Genomic DNA, 19,445 nt, shown 5'->3' on the forward strand with positions numbered 1-19,445 from the left:
CCCTGATGAAAAATCAGAGCGAATATCAACCCAAAGGGTGGGTTATGGCTTGATCACAACCATAGAATCTCCCACAGAGAAATACATCGTCCCGTCCGTCACACAACCACCCCAACCTTCTCCGGCCGGTTCCCCGCCAACACTTTCTGCGCCCGGGATAGCTCGATAGCCTGAGCGATTTCATACCGGCATTCGATATTGCGCGCCACCCCGCCGACCGAGTTCTGACCAATCCCCAGCAACGTGCTGCCATTGATCATGACTGCAAGCCCCGCAGTCACCCACATTTTGCCGCCACTCACGATGCACGCTCCTGAGTGTTCAGCGCTGCGCGATCAACCAGCGTTTGGGTTGAGGGTGTTGTCAGTTGCGGATTCATGCTGGTAACAGTAACCACTGCAATAAAAACCACATAAAGCGAAATGGCGATGTAAGCGCCTTGTTTAATGGAATGAAGAATGGCAGTGGCCATGGGTGTAACTCCGTAAGTTCCAGTGTTGTGTAGCCAGGCCGACAGGATCGTGGAAAACCGGAGTATTGAAAAACGATAGCTGGAAATAGCGAATATCAGTTGGGTTGATTATTGAATCGGTTTATCAATTCAATAGATAACCTTCTGTAGGAGTGAGCTTGCTCGCGATAGCATTAGTGGGCCCAGTGTATCTTCAACTGATAAATCGAATCGCGAGCAAGCTCACTCCTACAGGTCGCGTGTTTGCTGTGCGACAACGTGGCATCAGAGACACCGAGGCAGGTCCTAAAGGATCGTGGCCAAAAAAAAGCCCGCATCCTATGAGAGACGCGGGCCAAGAGGGGATTTATCCGGCGCTTTCGCGAGCAGGCTCACTGGCAGAATTTGCATGGCTCTGATACGCGATGATCAGAAGGTCGCAAAAACCTGGGTAAGCGAACATGCTCGCGAAAGCGGCAGTGATCTATTAACAAAAGCAACAATCAACAACAGTGCTGTTCAGAAATCCATTCCCGGGTAGCGATACATTCGTTAACCGGGAATGGATTCAATCGCTTGTTCATTGTTGAGTCTTGTGATCCAGTGCTGCGTAGAAATTAGCACTTTGCTGCAAGTATTTAGGGGTATAAGTCTGGGTGGCGTGAGCCTTCTTGTCGGACACATCAACACTGGCATGGGCAGGCAATGCAACAGTGGCGGAAATGGCAGACGCGGCAATGATGGAGAAGATATTGAAGTTCATGGTGTTAACCCTCGGATGTTCTATTGAACTACGTTTCAAGTCTTGACCGTCTTGGCCGTGACTCAAACTTACCCCCGAGGGCGGCTCAGCCGAAATGTTTTGTAGCACTAGCTCATATCACTTGAATTGATAGAACCCCAAGCCCTCATGAATAAAGGGCTTGGGGTTCTCACAGCATCACTTGCCGGTCAGGAATCGGAAGTCCGAGGGCGAATCGAAGTCGAGCTTTTGCACCGTGTCACCCAGCAAACCGGTTTTCGGATCGACTTTCACCGTGACGATCTGGTTGCTCTTCTGGTTGGCGATCAGCATGAAATGGCCGCTTGGGTCGATGCGAAACTCACGTGGCTCTACACCTTCAACAGAACGACGCTGCACTTCCTTGAGCTGCCCTTTGGCGTCGATGGCAAACACCAGCACTTGATTGGCTTCACCACGATTGGCGACGTAAAGGAATTTGCCGTCCGGCGAGGTGTGCAAACCACCGGCGCCGACTTTCTGCTGCGCATCCTTGTTCTTCAGGTCTACCAGTTGGGTCTGCTTGAACACACCGTCGTGATAATCAAAGACTGCAACCTGCGCGACCATTTCCAGGGTCAGCCAGGCGTGTTTACCATCTTCACTGAACAGCAGATGACGCGGGCCGCTGCCAGCGGGCAATTGCACCGTTGGCGTTTTGGCCGGTTGCAAAGGCTTGGCGCGATTGCCGTCGTAGCTGAAGACCAGCATCTTGTCGGCACCGAGATCGCTGGTCACCACGTACTTGTCATCCGGCGTCGGGATCGCCGAGTGGACGTGGGAAGACGCCTGACGCTCAGGGTTGACCTTGCTCGCGCCATGATCATTGCTGACCTGAACGACTTCGGACAGCTTGCCGTCCTTGCCCACCGGGATCACTGCCAGCGCCCCACCCGGATCGGGTTGCACGGCATAGTTGGAGACGAACAGGAAGCGCTGGTCCGGGCTGAGGCTGGAATGCGTCGGCTCGTCACCCTGGCTCTTCACCTGATTGATCGGGGTGATCTGATGGGTCTTGGCATCAATCGCAAAACTGCTGACCTTGCCGACAACATCTTTTCCGCCGGGACCGTTCTCGTTGACCACGAACAGGTGGCGCTGATCTTTGGAAAGGGTCAGCCAGGACGGGTTGTCAGTCTTGACCACTTGTAGGGGTTTGGCATCGAGCTGGCCGGTCTGGCTGTTGAAGCGGTACCGGTAAATACCTTCGCTGGAAGCCTGGGTGTAAGAACCAATCAGTACATCGTATTCAGTCATGCTTTGCGCCTGTATGGGAAAAGCGCTCATTGCGCCGGCCAGTGCCAGCCAAGGCAGAAATGTACGAGTCATGGGCAGAGCCTTCTTTTTTCAGGTTGTTAGTGGGCGCCATCGACGCGCGAACAACGCTTAGGACAGGCTTGCCGCTGATTGGTTTTATCCGCAGGTCAGTCCTGTTGTACGTCTTCTTCGTCGTCTTTGGTCGGCGTGAACGCTTCGAGGCATTTCATGCGGTGTTCATTTGTACCGTCAGTGATCAGCCAGCACTGCTGAGCTTCATCAAAGGTCGCGGCGTTGACCTGCTCCATCGTGAAACGCCAGGTCTTGCGCTCGCGACCATCCATGCACTCGAGGGTCAGAAAGTCGCCCAGAAAGAAATCCCAGGCATGCAGCCCGTCAATTTCCAGCATCGTGGCGTCTTTCAGGGCTGCGCTCATCGTCGTCGGATTGGTGGTCATGGCAGTCTTCGTCTGTGTAAAAGCGCGAATGATAGGCCAAAACCACCTTGGACAGAACCACCGTCACAATCAGGCAGTCGCTTCAACTGCACCCGCCGAAGGTTTGTCATGGGTGGTTTCGCGCACGTAATAACGGTTCGGTATCCCCCAGATAATCAGCGCCGTGGCCAGCACGCAGACCGCGCACAAGACGTACAACGCAGGCGTCGCCGCACCGGTCAGATCCTTGACCCGCCCGACCATGAAGGGCGCGATGATCCCGCCCAGTTGACCGATGGAGTTGATCAGCGCAATACCTGCCGCTGCCGCGAGACCGCTGAGGAAACGTGGCGGGATGGTCCAGAAAATCGGCATCCAGGCGATGATGCCGGTCATGATCATGGTCATACCGATCATCAAAGGCAGCAGTTGACCGGGGAAGACGGCACACACCAGATACCCCGCCGCCGTGAACAACGCGCAGCCCGCCATGTGCCAACGGCGCTCACCGCGTCGGTCGGAGCTCGCACCGATCAGCAAATTGCCGACCACTGCGCCTACATAGGGAATCACCGTCAGCCAACCGATGGTCATGGTGTCGGCAACACCGGCGCTCTTGATCAACTGCGGCATCCAGAACAGCAAGCCGGTCAGGGCCATGACCAGGCACAGGTAAATCAACGACATCACGTAAGTAGTCGGGTGCTTCCAGATGTCCTTGAAGGTTTGCGGGGTCTGGGGCTGGACTTCACGCGCCATACGCGCCAGCACTACTTTTTTCTCGGCGTCGTTGAGCCACTTGGCGTCTTCGATGCGATCGCAGACGAACCAGAACACCACGATGCCAAGCAACACCGACGGCAGGCCTTCAAGCAAAAACAGCCAGCGCCAGCCAGGCATGCCCAGCACGCCGTCGAAATGGTTGAGAATCAGCCCGGCAATTGGCCCGCCGACGATACCGCACAGGCAGATCGAGCTTTTGAAATAGGAATTGACCCGCGCGCGACGGTTGCTCGGATACCACTGGGTAAAGAAATACAGCACGCCTGGTACGAAGCCCGCTTCCATGACCCCGATCAGAAAGCGCAGGGTGTAAAACCAGAACTCGGTCTGCACAAACATCATGCACGCCGAGGTGATGCCCCACGTGACCATGATTCGCGCGATCCATACCCGGGCGCCGATCTTGTGCAGGAGCATGTTGCTGGGGACTTCAAACAGAAAGTAACCGACGAAGAACAGGCTGGCCCCGAGGCCATAGACCGTCTCGCTGAAACCCAGATCGCTTTGCATCTGCAACTTGGCAAAGCTGATATTGACCCGGTCCAGATAGGCAAACAGAAAGCAGAGGATAAACAGCGGGATGATCCGCCAGTTCACCTTGCGATAGATCTTGTCCTCGAAAGCATCCGCATCGAACGCTTCCACTGGCGCAGTGTGGGTGGTCATGTGCGCACCTCCTTGTTGTTATTGGAGTGTCGGGTGTTGGTACTGACTTGAACTGAAACGCGATTTTTGTGGAGTGGTCCCGGTATCCCTGACACCGCGCTGTCGCGCAGCAAACGGGTGACCTGTAGGAGCCAACTTGTTGGCGAGACGTCGGACCCGCATCGTCAGAAATTCCGCTTCGCCAACAAGTTAGCTCCTACAAGGTCCGCGTTTCAAATCCATTATTGGAGTGATGTTTGATAGGAGCTGAGCTTGCTCGCGATAAGGGCACCGCAGATATCAGGTCAATCGCATCCAGCCTTATCGTCGGAATGCCGCCCAGACCAAGCTCAGCTCCCACAGGGTTAAATCGCATTCCTATGGATGATCATCACAATTGCCCGATCCCGCCCGGCAGAAACGCGGCTTCGGTCTTCTCAATCCCGTTCACCAGCGGCTTGCCGAACTCCGCCTGGCTGATCTGGAACTGATCCCCCGGCTGGGTGCGCACGCCATCGGCAAAGGAAAGTGTAGCGGTGCCGAAGAAGTGCACATGCACATCCCCCGGACGCAGGAACTGGCTGTATTTGAAGTGGTGATACTCGAGGTTTTCCAGGCTGTGGCACATGTTGGCTTCACCACTGAGGAATTCCTTCTCCCAGATTACTTCACCGTCGCGCAGCACGCGGCTGGTCCCGGCCAGGTTCTGCGGCAGCTCGCCAACCCGCAGTTCCGGGCCAAAGGAACAGGCACGCAATTTCGAGTGAGCGAGGTACAGGTAATTACGGCGCTCCATGATGTGATCGGAGTATTCGTTGCCGATGGCGAAACCCAGGCGATACGGTTTGCCGTCGTTGCCAATCACGTACAGGCCGCTGAGTTCGGGTTCTTCGCCGCCATCTTCGGCGAACGGCGGTAGCGCGAAGGCAGCGCCGGGGCGCACGACGATGCTGCCGTCACCCTTGTAGAACCATTCAGGCTGAACACCCGCTTGCCCGGCTTCAGGCTTACCGCCCTCCACGCCCCATTTGAAAATGCGCATGGTGTCGGTCATCGCCGCTTCGTCACCCGCCTGCTGATGCATTTTGTCCCGTGCTGAAGCGCTGCCCAAGTGAGTCAGGCCGGTGCCGCTGACCAGCACATGGGAAGGATCAGGATGATCCAGCGGTGGGAGAATGCGCAGATCCTGCAACAGTTGCGCGTAATCATGGCTGTCGCCAACGCCCTGTTTATCGACCTGCTGCGCCAGACCGATACCGGCGTCGATAGCGGATAACGCCAGATCACGCACGCTCTGCGCGCCCTGCACTTCACGGATCACATCGCCGTCCACCAGACCGACGCGACGCTGGCCATTGCTGAGTTCGAATTGCACTAGGTTCATTGGGATCTCCTTTCAAAATTTACTAACGCACCTTTCGGTAGGAGGCAACTTGTTGGCGAAATGCAGAACGCGGTGTGCCAGGCACGCCGCCTCGCGAACAAGTTCGCTCCTACCGTTATTAATCAAGTGCGGCCGCGGGCGCTGGCGGCGAAATCGCTGGCGGGCAGCACATGTTTGCGCTCCAGCAGGTGGTAAACCACGCCGGTCAAAACCAGTCCGAAGACCATCACGCCGGACAGGAAGTACAAGCCCGAAGCCAGATTGCCGGTGTATTCCTTGAGCGCGCCGATCACGAACGGACCGATGTAGCCACCCAGATTGCCCACCGAGTTGATCAGGGCTATCCCGGCCGCCGCACTGGCGCCTGCAAAGAAACGGCCGGGCAAGGTCCAGAACACGGCGGTGCAGGAGAACAGCGCGAAAGCGACCAGACACAGTGCCGCCAGTTGCGCGACCGGCAATGTCAGCCAGGCGCTGAGGAAAAGGCCGATCGCGCCCAGCACATAAAGCACCGCGAGGTGTCCGTAGCGGTCATTCAGCCGATCGGAACTGCGCGGGACAATAAGCAAGCCGATGATGCCGAAGATGTAAGGCACCGAGGATACGAAACCGGTGACCAGATCCGTGCCGCCAAACTGTTTGATCAGCGTCGGCAGCCACAGGCCCAGACCATAAATGCTCAAGGTCACTGGAAGGTAAAACAGTGCCAATAGCAGGACACGTTTGTCCTTCAGGGCATGCAATGGATTGCCGTGACGCGTCTGACCGTACTCTTCCAGGTCCTTTTTCAGTTCGCCGGTCAGCCAGTTTTTTTCCGTCTCGTTCATCCACGTGACTTGTTGTGGACCGTCTGGCAACCAGCGCAGCACCGGCCAGGTCAGCAGGATGGCCGGGGTGCCGATGACAATAAACAGCCACTGCCAACCGTGCAGACCCAGCACGCCATCCATGCCCAGCAAACCACCGGACACCGGGCCAGTAATCATCATCGCGATGGGTTGGGAAAGGATAAACAGGCCAAGGATCTTGCCGCGATGGCGAACCGGGAACCACTGCGTGATGTAGTACAGCACGCCCGGAAAGAAGCCCGCCTCGGCCGCACCCAGCAGAAAACGCATCACATAAAAGCTGTGCGGCCCCTGCACGAAGGCCATACCAATGGTAATCGCGCCCCAGGTGATCATGATCCGCGCGAACCAGCGACGAGCGCCGAAGCGTTCGAGCATCAGGTTGCTGGGGATTTCAAACAGGAAGTAGCCGATGAAAAACAGCCCTGCGCCCAGCCCGTAGGCCGCGTCGCCGATACCAATGTCCGCGCCCATGTGCAGCTTGGCAAAACCCACGGCAGAGCGGTCCACATAAGCGATCAGGTAAAGCAGGATCAGGAAGGGAATCAATTTCAGGGTGATGCGGCGAATAAGCCTGAGTTCCTGGCTCATGTGTGCGATCTCCAATTGTTCTTGTTATGGAGTGGAGATCGCCTCTGGCCTGAAGCATCTGCATGCAGCCGCCACGGTCGTCCCTCACTTGAAATCGACTATATAGTATTACTATTTAGCTAACAACTCTTCCAATGGCGCGAATTTGCGCTTAACTTAAGCAGCAGAAAAGCCATTAAGTCTTACAATAAGAGAGCTGATCATGTCTGATTCCGATAAAAAACCCCTGCGTTCTGCCCAATGGTTTGGTACTGCCGACAAGAACGGCTTCATGTACCGCAGCTGGATGAAGAATCAGGGCATCGCCGATCACCAGTTTCAGGGCAAGCCCATTATTGGCATCTGTAACACATGGTCCGAACTCACCCCTTGCAACGCCCACTTCCGGCAAATCGCCGAGCACGTCAAACGCGGCGTGATTGAAGCAGGCGGCTGGCCGGTAGAGTTTCCGGTGTTCTCCAACGGCGAATCCAACCTGCGCCCCACGGCGATGTTTACCCGCAACCTGACCAGCATGGATGTCGAAGAAGCAATTCGCGGCAACCCCATTGATGGTGTGGTGCTGCTCACCGGCTGCGACAAAACCACCCCTGCCCTGCTAATGGGCGCGGCCAGCTGCGACGTGCCCGCCATCGTCGTCACCGGCGGACCGATGCTCAACGGCAAACATAAAGGCAAGGACATCGGCTCCGGCACCGTGGTCTGGCAAATGCACGAGGCTTATAAAGGCGGACAAATCACTCTCGACGATTTCCTCGCGGCGGAAGGCGACATGTCCCGTTCGGCGGGCACCTGCAACACCATGGGCACCGCGTCGACCATGGCGTGCATGGCAGAAGCCTTGGGCACTTCCCTGCCCCACAACGCGGCGATTCCAGCCGTAGATTCCCGACGTTATGTGCTGGCGCACATGTCCGGGATGCGCGCCGTAGAAATGGTCAAAGAAGACTTGCGCCTGTCGAAGATTCTGACCAAGGCGGCGTTTGAAAACGCGATTCGTGTCAATGCGGCCATTGGTGGCTCTACCAACGCGGTGATCCACTTGAAAGCCATCGCCGGGCGCATCGGTGTCGACCTGGAGCTGGACGACTGGACCCGCATGGGGCGCGGCATGCCGACCATCGTTGACCTGCAGCCTTCCGGACGCTTTCTGATGGAAGAGTTCTACTACGCTGGTGGCCTGCCCGCCGTGTTGCGGCGTATGGACGAGGCCAATCTGCTGCCCAATCCCGACGCGTTGACCGTTAATGGCAAATCCATCCGCGAGAATACTCAGAACGCGCCGATCTACGGCGAAGACGAAGTGATCCGTGCACTGGACAACCCGATCCGCGCTGACGGTGGTATCTGTGTGCTGCGCGGCAACCTGGCGCCACTGGGTGCGGTGCTCAAACCGTCTGCCGCTACCGCCTCATTGATGCAGCACCGCGGCCGCGCCGTAGTGTTCGAGAACTTCGACATGTACAAGGCACGGATCAATGATCCGGATCTGGACATCGACGCCAACTCGATCATGGTCATGAAAAACTGCGGGCCCAAGGGTTATCCGGGCATGGCCGAAGTCGGCAACATGGGCCTGCCTGCAAAATTGCTGGCCCAGGGTGTGACTGACATGGTGCGGATTTCCGATGCGCGCATGAGCGGCACGGCCTACGGCACAGTGGTTTTACACGTGGCCCCCGAAGCCGCAGCCGGTGGCCCGTTGGCGGTGGTGCAGGAAGGTGACTGGATCGAACTCGATTGCACCAGCGGCCGTTTGCACCTGGATATTCCCGACGCCGAACTCGCCGCACGCCTGGCCGACTGGCAGCCCCCGCAACAACAGCAACTGTTGGTGGGCGGCTATCGCGAGCTTTATGTGAAGCATGTGCTGCAGGCCGACCAGGGTTGCGACTTTGATTTCCTGGTGGGTATGCGCGGGGCTGAGGTGCCAAGGCATTCTCACTGATAGATAGACAATCCCGTTGGAGCGAGGCTTGCCCGCGAAGAGCGATTGCTCGGTAAACCTGATACACCGCAGCGACTGATTCGCGGGCAAGCCCAGCTCCAACAGAAGAACGCAATCTAATGTGGGAGCAGAGCTTGCTCGCGATAAGGTACATGCGATCCAAGGTGATCCGCGTTCAGCCTTGTCGCGAGCAAGCTCTGCTCCTATCAAACATCACTCCAATAATGGATTTGAAACGCGGACCTTGTAGGAGCTAACTTGTTGGCGAAGCGGAATTTCTGACGATGCGGGTCCGACGTCTCGCCAACAAGTTGGCTCCTACAGGGTCATCCGTTTGCTTAGCGACAGCGAGGTGTCAGGGATACCGGGACCACTCCAACAGGCCCATAGCAGTCTCCCACCGCGCAACGCCGATGCTATGATGCCCCGCACTCATCGCTCAGGATCGACTTGCGTCCCCATGGATTACCGAAAGCCTTCCGACCGTAAAAGCATGCACGCCCGCATCGTCCAGGAACTGGGCATGCAGATTGTCTCCGGGCGTTTCAAGCCGGATGAAAAGCTGCCAGCCGAAGCCTTGCTCTGTGAGGAGTATGCCGTCAGCCGACCGGTGTTGCGTGAAGCCACCCGGGTATTGGTGGCCAAAGGGCTGGTGTACTCCCGGCCACGCGTCGGTACGGTGGTGAAGGCCCGTCGTGAATGGCATCTGCTCGACCCGGATGTATTGCACTGGATCATGCAGTGCACGCCACAAAATGAATTCTTCAATTTGCTGACCAGCGTGCGTGCGGTCATCGAACCCGCCGTTGCCGCCCTCGCCGCACAACACGCCACCGATGAAGAGATCGCTTCGATTGGTGAGGCTTACCAACGCATGGAGGCTGCGCCAAATCCTGAAGCACTGTTACAGCCCGACCTGGATTTTCACAGCCGCATTGCCGATGCGACTCACAACGACTTGCTCGCTCACCTGTGCAACATGCTTTCACTGGCATTGCGTGAAGCGCTCAAGCACTCCAACCAGCGTCCCAACCTGCATGAGTTGGCGTTGCCGCGCCACAAGGCAATCCTTACCGCCATCGAAAATCGCGACGCGTTGGGTGCAAGGCATGCAACGCTGGTGCAGCTTGATGATGCGCGCAATGCGTTGAGTGTGGTGTTGGGGCGGGAATTGGGGTTGTAACGGTTAATCGCATTTACATTGTGGGAGCCGGGCTTGGTCTGGGCGGCATTCCGACGATAAACGATAACGCGGTGTGTCTTCTGGCGGCGTCTCATGTATCGCGGGCAAGCCCGGCTCCCACAGGTCCTACTCCACTAATGTGAAAACAGCGAATTCCCCACCTTGCCGGCCATTTTCTCAGGTTTGATCAGGAACCGCGCCAGTGCTGGCAGCAGCCACAGTGCGCCGAACATGTTCCACAGCAGCATGAAGGTCAGCATCAGGCCCATGTCGGCCTGGAACTTGATCGCCGAGAAGATCCAGGTGCACACGCCAATCGCCAGACACAACCCGGTGAACAGCACTGCTTTACCGGTGGACTTCAGGGTTTCGTAATACGCTTCCTGCAACGGCAGGCCTGCCCGCAGGAAGCTTTCCAGACGGCTATAGATGTAGATGCCGTAATCGACACCGATCCCCACCCCCAGCGCCACTACCGGCAAGGTCGCGACCTTGACGCCGATGCCCATGAATGCCATGAGCGCGTTACCCAGCACCGAGGTCAGCACCAGCGGCAAGACGATGCACAGCGTCGCCGCCCACGAGCGGAAGGTGATCATGCACATGGCCGCCACACAGATGTAGACCAGAATCAGGATGGTCAACTCGGAGCGCTTGATCACCTCGTTGGTGGCTGCTTCGATCCCGGCGTTGCCTGCTGCCAGCAGGAATTCCAGGCCTTCACGATTGTTTTCGGCGGCGAATTCCTGCACAGCATGCACGGCACGATCCAGGGTTTCGGCCTTGTGGTCGTTAAGGAAAACCAGTAATGGCGCCAGCGAGCAATCGTTGTTGTACAGGCCGTCGGCACGGGCGATGGAGCTGTTGAGTACGTCTTTGTTGCGCGACAGGGCTTCCCATTTCAGGTTGCCCTCGTTCATGCCCTTGATGACCTGTTTGGAGACTGTGACCAGTGATATTGCCGACTGCACGCCCGGCGTGTTCTCCATCTTCCAGGTCAGTTCGTTGATGGCGGACATGGTCGGGTAAGCCGAGCAACCTTCGCGAGGCGTCTTGACCATCACCACCAGCACATCGGAGCTAGTGGAGTAGTGGTTGATGATGAAGCTGTTGTCCTGGTTGTAGCGCGAGTCGGGACGCAGTTCCGGCGCCCCCTGATCGAGGTCGCCGATCTTCAGATTCTGGCTGTACCAAAGTCCACCACCGAAGGCCAGCAGCGCCAGCACGATCGACACCGGAGCGACTTTAGCGCTGGCAAAGCCTGACAGCAAACGCCAGAACGGATGTTCGGAGACGGCATCTTGCTTGCTGCGGCTCACTGCCCTCTTACTGATACCCGCGTAGGAAATGGCGACCGGCAACAGAATCAGGTTGGTGAACACGATGACCGCCACACCAATCGATGCGCCGATGGCCAGCTCGCGGATCACTCCGATGTCGATGATCAGCAACGTGATAAAACCCACCGCGTCCGCCAGAATCGCGATCATGCCCGGCAGGAACAATTGACGGAAAGTGCGCCGCGCTGCGGTCAGGGCATTCTCGGCGTCACTGGATTGCAGCGCAATGCCGTTGATTTTCTGCACCCCATGGGAAATACCGATGGCGAAGATCAGAAACGGCACCAGCATCGAATACGGGTCCAGACCGAACCCCACCACATGCATCAAACCCAGTTGCCAGACCACCGCAATCAGCGTGGTACTCAATACGGCGACGGTGCTGCGAATACAGCGCGTGAACCAGATCAGCAATACCAGCGTGATGACAAACGCGACACCGAAAAACAGCACGACCATCACCAGACCATCGATCAAGTCACCGACTTTTTTGGCAAAGCCGACGATATGAATCTTGATGTTGGGGTTCTGAGCCTGGTATTTGTCGCGGATCTTTTCTTCGAGCTGGTGGGAAAACTGCTGGTAGTCCAGCTTGAGCAGCTTGCCCTGATCCTCTGGGTCCGGGTAGGACTCCATCAGCGGCACATCAACGATGCTCGACTTGAAGTCGTTGGCCACCAGACGCCCGACCTGCCCGGACTTGAGCACGTTATTACGCAACTGATCGAGGCTGTCGTCGGAACCGTCGTAGCTCTGCGGGATGACCTCACCACCGGCAAAGCCCTCCTCCGTCACTTCCGTCCAGCGCACGCTGGGGCTCCACAGGGATTTCAGGCCTGAACGGTCAACACCGGGAATGTAGAACACCTCGTCGTTGATTTCCCGCAGGGTCTCCATGTATTGCCTGGAAAATATGTCGCCATCCAGCGCTTCGACCGAAATCCGCACGGTGTTGCCCAGATTGGCCAGATCGTTACGGTGCTTCATCATGTTCTGGACGAAGGGGTGATCCAGCGGAATCATTTTTTCAAAACTGGTCGATGGCCTAACCAGAGTCGCCTGCCAGAACAACAGGATGCTGACCAGCAGGCAGATGACAATCACTGCCGGCCGATTATTGAAGATCAAACGTTCAAGGAAGGTTGCCTTATCGTCGCTGTGCTGCTGAGTGTCGTGCAGATTACTCATCCCGGAATTTCCCCGCCCTGATTGTTCTGATTGTTCTTATTGCTGGCTGGACTCGGCGCCCGTCGGCGAGGTGACGCGTACGCCTCCCTGTCCAACCAGAATCAGATTGCCCTGCGCATCGGCCGTCACCCCGGACAGCGAAATCCGGTCGGGACGGTTGAACACCTGAAAGCTCAGGCCATTGTCGGTGCTGCGCATCACGCTGCCGCCGTTCCCCACCAGCACCAGCGAACCGTCGTTTAGCAAGGTCGCGTTGGCCAGCCCGAACTCCAGCGGCCCGCGTGCAGCTTTTAGTTCGATGGGCTCCCAGGTATCGCCAAAATCGGTGGAGCGATAGAGATTGCCGCGCAACCCGTAAACCAGCAGCGTGCCGGGCTGACCAGTACCCATCGCGCCGAACAGTGATCCCTGGTACGGTCCTTCAAGCTTTTCCCAGGATTCACCTTCGTCACGGGAACGGAACATCGCCCCCGCCTCACCCACGACGAACAAGCCGCTGTCGGCGACCTGGGTGATGCCATTGAGGTGATACTGGTCTTCATTGTCCAGGCGGTCGCTGACGTCTTCCCAGTGTTGGCCGCCATCCAGCGTAGTCAGCAACATGCCGTAGGCGCCTACTGCAAAACCGGTTGACGCGTCCTTGAACCAGACATCCAGCAACGGTGCTTCACGGGACAGGTCTTCGAATTGCTTGACCCAATTGGCGCCCCCATCGTTGCTGGCAAGAATCTGTGCATCGTGGCCGACGGCCCAACCGTGTTTGTCATCGACGAAATACACCGAAGTCAGTAGCTGACGGGTCGGCACCCTGGCCTGGGTCCAGGTCTTGCCCTGATCGTCTGAATACAGAATATGTCCGCGCTCGCCCACCACGACCAGACGCGCACCGGCATGGGCGACGTCCAGCAGCAGACTGCGAGAGGCTCGTGCGGATTCGATGGAGTACAGCGTGGTTTGAGCTGGGTCAGCCTTTTCAGGCGTGCTTTCAGTGGCCGCCATCGATAACGTGACAACACTCGACAAGGTGAGCGCTGCCAGCAATGAGCACGCTGTCGTCAAGGGTTTGCCCGTCCAGAATGCCGGTGGCCGTCCGAAGGCCGAATGCCCACCGGACTGCGTGCGCCGATTTACAGGCTCACTCATGAAGCGTCCCCTTTTCCATTTTATTTTTATTAGGTTAGCCGAGACCAAGCGCTCTAGCCTTGGGCTTCTGGAAGCAGACCTATCCTATCCAGCTTTGGAAACTCATGACAATCGACATAGGGGTATCTTTGGTCGAAGCCTCTTGCGTGATTGGTGGGTTATCAGTTGGGGTGATGCAGTCCGAAAACCAGTCGCGTGACCTGTGGGAGCGGAGCTTGCTCGCGATAAGGCTGGACGCGATAGGTCTGATATCTGCGGCGTTCTTATCGCGAGCAAGCTCGGCTCCCACAGGAATCAATGATGACGTGGGACCGGCTTCAGCCAGTGTAGGCAGGGTTCGACGCTACGCCCTGCCAAGGTCAGAACTGATAAGCCACAGCCAGACTGGACACGGTTGTTCGGTTGGCCTGCGAGCTGGAGTTCGCCGGGGTGCGCCCGCTTTCTCCCTCTGTATAGTCCTTGATAAGCGCACTGCCAAGGGCTTCCTTGTAGACCTGATGATCAATGCCCGCCTTCACCGAGAACTGCGGATTGAAGTTGTACGACAGCGCCAGTGCCAGACTTTGCATACGGCCTCGGCTGCCGTGGTCACCGTCGAACGTCAGATTACGCAAGTGATGGGTGTCGAAATCCCTGGGCTTGACCCACTGGCTGTATTTGAAGCGACCTTCAAGGGTCCAGTTCTGATGGTTGTAGAGACCCACAAGACCGAGAAATGGCGTGGCATAGGTCTGCCGGTAAGTAATGCCTTTTACATCAGCAGGAATATCTCCGGTTAGATCACGGAAATTACCCTCGCTGGAATAGACGTAACTGCCACCCCGAGCCTGCCAATCAAACTGACTGCGCTGATAGCCCGCCATAACACCGAAAGCCAGGTCTTCACGCTTGAGGGTCCAGGCTGTCGCCGAAACCTCGGCTTGCCATGCTTTGTTGAGCCGGGTATCAGGGTGATCCGAAAAATGGGTCCAGCCTGCCGCCTCGCCATCACGCCAGTCGTGATCCGTCATATGGCTATTGCCCGCATTCATGCGCGTCCAGCCACGCACATCGAGGGTCAGCCAGTTCAGAGGATTGTAGGCGAACCCCAGATGCAAGGTGGGGACCTGCTTGATGTCCCAATTCAGCTCACTGAGTTTCTGGCCGAGATCGTAGACCTTCTCCTGAGATTTGCCGTTCAGCAATCCGACTCCCAGATTGAGTTCGATGCTGCCAAGACGCAGTTTCTGCTCGTTGGTGATCTGAGCATCGGCCAATACCTCTTGCCCGACTGCAACCAGCCCCAGTAAAACCAACGCTTTCCGTCCGTTTATCAACATAATCCCTACCTTTGCGAGATGACGCGCGCGTACAGCCCAAGGGCAACGCAACACGGGGTCGAAAGGATGGGCGAGTTTGCAGGACGCCTCTGCCAGCCGAATCCTTGGCTGAGTGTGTGAAACGTCCACGTAGAGCGCTGGAAATACCCTACGTACGCTGATCCAGTGGGACCGGATTCATCCGGGAAGGCGGCATTCCTGACGACGCAGATGCTGTGAATGTACGGCCCCTTCGCGAATGAATTCGCTCCCACAGGTTTTTCACCCAGCCTAGGTCACCGCGATCCGGTGGGACCGAATTAGCTCCATAAAAAAGGGCCTGCCGCTTGCGCGGGAGGCCCTTGGATCAACAGTCTTCGCTATTCGGCGAGGCTTTTGCTCACCACTTCGAACACGTCGCTGGACAGCTCACCCGAATCACGGATGCGCACCAGTTCGTCCTTCATCAGGGCCTGACGCTTGCTGTCGTATTTGCGCCAGCGGGTCAGGGGCGCCAATTGACGCGAAGCGATCTGCGGATTGAAGCCGTTTAGCTGGATGACCAGATCTGCCAGGAAACGGTAGCCGGACCCATCCGCTGCGTGGAAGTTGATCAGGTTCTGGCCAGCAAACGCACCGATCAGGGCACGGACTTTGTTCGGATTTTTGATGTTGAATGCAGGGTGTTGCATTAACGTCTTGACCCGCTCCAGACCACCCGGCAGCGGGCTGCCTGCCTGAACGCTGAACCACTGATCCATGACCAGCGGGTTGTCTTTGAAGTTCTCGGCAAACACTGCCAACGCCTTGTCTTTCTCGGCGGTGAACGGCGAGTTGACCAGCACGGCAAGGGCTGTAAGGCGCTCGGTCATGTTGTCACTGGTGTCGAACTGCTCGATGGTTGCAGCCAGCACTTCCGGTTTCTGGCTGAGCATCAGATACGACAAGGCGATGTTTTGCAGTGCGCGGCGGGCGAAATGCTCGGCTTCAGCGACGTACTCAGTGGCTTTCGACACCTTGCGGTTGGCCGTGTAGCGCGCCCACAAACCGTCGAACAGGCTGTCTGCAAGCTGCTTGCGCACAAACTCACGGGCAGCATGGATAGCATCCACGTCGGCCACTTCACTGATTTCGGTCAGGTAGGCTTCGCCCGGCAACGAGAGCATTTCGGCAATCATGGCCTGATCCAGCGAGGTATCCGCCAGAACGGTGCCCAATGCGGTAATCAAACGCTGATCAAGAACCAGCGGCTGGCCTTTCTGATGCTGACCGATCAACTCCTGCAGCACCTGTACCGACAGTTGCTGACCTGCATCCCAGCGGTTGAAGCCGTCGCTGTCGTGCTGCATCAGGAACATCAGTTGGTCGCGGTTGTACGGGAAGCTGAGTTTCACCGGTGCCGAGAAGCCGCGCAGCAACGAGGGCAGTGGCTGTTCGGCGATGTCTACAAAGGTGAAGGTCTGCTCGGCTTCGGTGACAGAAATCACTCGCGTGTTGCCAGCGGCAGCGTCTTCGCCTTGCAGGCGCAACGGGATTTCGCCGCCCTGCTTGTCTAGCAAGCCCAGCTCCACCGGGATCACGAAAGGTTGTTTGCTTTCACCCGGCTGGCCCGGTGTGGTCGGGCAGCTCTGGCGGAAGGTCAGGCTGTAGGTTTTCGCTGCGCTGTCATAGGACTCACTGACCGCCAGACGCGGCGTACCGGCCTGGCTGTACCAGCGTTTGAACTGGGTCAGGTCGACGCCATTGGCATCTTCCATGGCCTTGATGAAGTCATCGCAGGTCACGGCCTGGCCGTCATGGCGCTCGAAGTACAGATCACTGCCTTTGCGGAAACCTTGTGCACCCAGCAGCGTGTGAAGCATGCCTACAACTTCAGAACCCTTTTCATACACGGTCAGAGTGTAGAAGTTGGAAATCTCGATAAAGCTGTCCGGACGCACGGCGTGTGCCATCGGGCCGGCATCTTCGGCGAACTGGTGGGTACGCAGATAGGCCACGTCCTGAATGCGCTTGACCGTGGCCGAGTTCATGTCTGCGGAGAACCCTGAATCACGGTAAACCGTGAAGCCTTCTTTCAACGACAGCTGAAACCAGTCACGACAGGTCACGCGGTTGCCCGACCAGTTGTGGAAGTATTCGTGGGCAACAATGGCCTCGACCCGCTGGTGCGCGGCGTCGGTGGCAGTTTCGGCGCGGGCCAGCACGGCGCTGGAGTTGAAGATGTTGAGGCCCTTGTTCTCCATGGCACCCATGTTGAAGTCATTCACGGCGACAATCATGAAGATATCCAGGTCGTATTCACGGCCGTAGGCTTCTTCATCCCAGCGCATGGACTTCTTCAGGCTGGTCATGGCGTGCTGGCATTTATCGATGTTTTCCGGCTCGACGTAAATGCGCAAGGTCACTTCGCGCTCACTCACAGTGGTGAACTTGTCTTCGACGCACCACAGGTCACCGGCCACCAGGGCAAACAGGTACGCCGGTTTCATGAACGGGTCTTCCCAGGTCGCCCAGTGCCGGCCGTCATCTTCCGGGCCGCTGGCAATCGGGTTGCCGTTGGAGAGCAATACCGGGAAGTTGTGCTTGTCGGCGCTCAGGGTCGTGGTGAACTTGCTCATCACGTCCGGGCGGTCGAGGTAATAGGTGATCTTGCGGAAACCTTCAGCCTCGCACTGGGTGCAGAACATGCCGCTGGACTTGTACAGGCCTTCCAGTGCGGTGTTGGTTTCCGGGTGGATGCGCACGCTGGTATCGACCGTGAAAGAATCAGCCGTGGGGTGCAGCGTCAGGTGGTCCGGGGTCAAGTGGTAATCAGCAGCGCTCAGCTCGACGTCGCCCAGCTTGACCGACAGCAGTTCCAGCAACTGACCGTCCAGCACCAGCGGCGGCAGGCCCGCACCGCGCTCGGGATTGCGGCGCATGACCAGTTGCGCGTGAACCAGCGAATGGTCATCGAACAGCTCGAACGTCAGGTGCGTTTCGTCGATGAGGTACTCGGGAGCCTGATAATCCTTCAGGTAAATCATTTGCGGTTGTTCGGTGCGCATGATGAGTCCTCTTACTGATGCACGGCGAGCTGATAAGCCGTGTATTTACGAATATTGATCACGCCGGTATCGAAGATCAGGTACTGGCCCTTAATGCCCAACAAGGTGCCTTCGGCGATCGGGTTCTTGTCCAGATTGAAGCTGACGATCTTGGTCGGGTACGCCTCGACGGGGTAGCGAATCTCGATCGGTTCGACGTCATGCAGCATTTGGATGGCCTGCAAGCCGAATCGTTCTTGCAATCCGGCCAGCCCTTCAGCGCAGCTTTCAAACAACTGCCGGCGAATCGCGGCCAGATCCACGGGCTGCGCATCGCCCTTGAGCAGCGCGCGCCAGTTGGTGCGGTCGGCCACCTGACTGCGCAGCAAGTCCTCGACAAAACCGGACTGCTGGCGGGTTGCGACGCGCATGATCGGCAGGGCCTGACTGGCGCCCTGATCCAGCCAGCGGGTCGGCAACTGGGTGGCACGGGTGATACCGACTTTGACGCCCGACGAGTTGGCCAGATACACCACGTGATCGGTCATGCAGAACTGCTCGCCCCACGCTGGGTCGCGACAGGTGCCGTGCTCGTGGTGGCATTTTTCCGGGCTCATGATGCAGATGTCGCACTGCGCCAGCTTGAGCATGCAAGGGTAGCAATAGCCTTGACTGTAGCTGGACTTGGTCTTGCGCCCGCAGTGGCTGCAATGGATCGCACCGAGGAACTCCAGACGCACCGTTTTGCCAATCAGCGGGTTGACCGGAATCTCGGTATCGCCCAGACGAAACGCATATTCAACCTGCGAGGCATTGAGCCGCGCCGACATTTTGTTGACTGCTCCGCGACCAATCTCAATCAATGGATGGCATCCGACTTGAACAGGATATTCGGCACAGTGCTGGACTTGGACGCACATTCCTGTGGGCCCATGTAACCGATGCGCTGGTCTTCCGGCAGGTTCTGCACTTCCCAGGCGATCAACGCCTGCAAGGACAACTCGCGCTGTTCCTGAGTCAGCTTGCGGCCATCGGACCACTTCCCGATTTCTACCGCCAGCTTCAGGCTTTCGTAGATATCCGGGGTGATGTTTTCAATCATTTCGGCAAAAGAGGACATAGCGCACTCCTGACTCTTCATT

16 protein-coding genes are annotated in these 19,445 nt (G+C 57.4%); 2 read left to right on the plus strand and 14 right to left on the minus strand.

What is annotated here, in order from left to right; all coding sequences use genetic code 11:
- Positions 1–98: 98 nt before the first annotated feature.
- The 8 genes from RX972_RS21165 to RX972_RS21200 form a co-directional block, all read right to left on the minus strand.
- The gene (locus RX972_RS21165; protein ID WP_049826970.1) at positions 99–302 is read right to left on the minus strand and encodes a hypothetical protein; all 204 of its coding nucleotides are present in this window, start codon (positions 300–302) and stop codon (positions 99–101) included.
- The gene (locus tag RX972_RS21170; protein ID WP_161628591.1) at positions 299–472 is read right to left on the minus strand and encodes a hypothetical protein; all 174 of its coding nucleotides are present in this window, start codon (positions 470–472) and stop codon (positions 299–301) included. The genes RX972_RS21165 and RX972_RS21170 overlap by 4 nt, the downstream gene beginning before the upstream one ends.
- Positions 473–1,031: 559 nt before the next feature.
- Positions 1,032–1,214, minus strand: coding sequence for a hypothetical protein (locus tag RX972_RS21175; protein WP_027900531.1), 183 nt, complete (start codon positions 1,212–1,214; stop codon positions 1,032–1,034).
- Positions 1,215–1,391: 177 nt separating this feature from the next.
- Positions 1,392–2,561: a lactonase family protein gene (locus RX972_RS21180; RefSeq protein ID WP_027900532.1), complete on the minus strand. Its 1,170-nt coding sequence runs from the start codon at positions 2,559–2,561 to the stop codon at positions 1,392–1,394.
- Positions 2,562–2,656: 95 nt separating this feature from the next.
- Positions 2,657–2,947 (minus strand): DUF5629 family protein, encoded by a 291-nt coding sequence (locus tag RX972_RS21185; RefSeq protein WP_099269673.1) that lies wholly within the window; start codon positions 2,945–2,947, stop codon positions 2,657–2,659.
- A gap of 69 nt (positions 2,948–3,016) precedes the next feature.
- Complete coding sequence (locus RX972_RS21190) at positions 3,017–4,375, minus strand: MFS transporter (RefSeq protein ID WP_316878238.1); 1,359 nt, start codon at positions 4,373–4,375, stop codon at positions 3,017–3,019.
- Positions 4,376–4,745: 370 nt separating this feature from the next.
- A complete protein-coding gene (araD1, locus tag RX972_RS21195; RefSeq protein WP_316878240.1) occupies positions 4,746–5,738 on the minus strand; it encodes an AraD1 family protein in 993 nt (330 codons plus the stop codon).
- 122 nt (positions 5,739–5,860) lie between these two features.
- The gene (locus RX972_RS21200) at positions 5,861–7,177 is read right to left on the minus strand and encodes an MFS transporter (protein WP_316878242.1); all 1,317 of its coding nucleotides are present in this window, start codon (positions 7,175–7,177) and stop codon (positions 5,861–5,863) included.
- Positions 7,178–7,379: 202 nt separating this feature from the next.
- On the opposite strand from RX972_RS21200, the gene RX972_RS21205 reads away from it, so the two are divergent.
- Together RX972_RS21205 and RX972_RS21210 are read left to right on the plus strand one after the other, a co-directional pair.
- The gene (locus RX972_RS21205) at positions 7,380–9,125 is read left to right on the plus strand and encodes an IlvD/Edd family dehydratase (RefSeq protein WP_122397799.1); all 1,746 of its coding nucleotides are present in this window, start codon (positions 7,380–7,382) and stop codon (positions 9,123–9,125) included.
- Between the two features lie 460 nt (positions 9,126–9,585).
- Entirely contained in the window at positions 9,586–10,308 is a 723-nt protein-coding gene (locus RX972_RS21210; RefSeq protein WP_027900538.1) for a FadR/GntR family transcriptional regulator, read from the plus strand.
- Between the two features lie 134 nt (positions 10,309–10,442).
- Here RX972_RS21210 and RX972_RS21215 read toward each other — a convergent pair whose 3' ends face one another.
- The 6 genes from RX972_RS21215 to RX972_RS21240 all read right to left on the minus strand — a co-directional run bounded on the left by RX972_RS21215 (position 10,443) and on the right by RX972_RS21240 (position 19,423).
- Complete coding sequence (locus RX972_RS21215; protein WP_406643964.1) at positions 10,443–12,827, minus strand: RND family transporter; 2,385 nt, start codon at positions 12,825–12,827, stop codon at positions 10,443–10,445.
- Positions 12,828–12,872: 45 nt separating this feature from the next.
- Positions 12,873–13,979 (minus strand): WD40/YVTN/BNR-like repeat-containing protein, encoded by a 1,107-nt coding sequence (locus RX972_RS21220; RefSeq protein ID WP_410478249.1) that lies wholly within the window; start codon positions 13,977–13,979, stop codon positions 12,873–12,875.
- Between the two features lie 359 nt (positions 13,980–14,338).
- Positions 14,339–15,298, minus strand: coding sequence for an omptin family outer membrane protease (locus tag RX972_RS21225; RefSeq protein WP_316878245.1), 960 nt, complete (start codon positions 15,296–15,298; stop codon positions 14,339–14,341).
- Between the two features lie 359 nt (positions 15,299–15,657).
- Positions 15,658–18,324, minus strand: coding sequence for an aminopeptidase N (pepN, locus tag RX972_RS21230; RefSeq protein ID WP_316878247.1), 2,667 nt, complete (start codon positions 18,322–18,324; stop codon positions 15,658–15,660).
- Positions 18,325–18,335: 11 nt separating this feature from the next.
- Positions 18,336–19,166 (minus strand): DUF2797 domain-containing protein, encoded by an 831-nt coding sequence (locus RX972_RS21235; RefSeq protein ID WP_183141717.1) that lies wholly within the window; start codon positions 19,164–19,166, stop codon positions 18,336–18,338.
- Positions 19,163–19,423 carry a YeaC family protein gene (locus RX972_RS21240; protein ID WP_316878251.1) on the minus strand — a complete coding sequence of 87 codons (261 nt, stop codon included), beginning with the start codon at positions 19,421–19,423 and terminating at the stop codon, positions 19,163–19,165. Before RX972_RS21240 ends, RX972_RS21235 begins: the two co-directional genes overlap by 4 nt.
- Between the last annotated feature and the right edge of the window lie 22 nt (positions 19,424–19,445).

The organism is Pseudomonas syringae group sp. J309-1, from assembly GCF_032582135.1.
Lineage (GTDB): Bacteria > Pseudomonadota > Gammaproteobacteria > Pseudomonadales > Pseudomonadaceae > Aquipseudomonas > Aquipseudomonas quasicaspiana.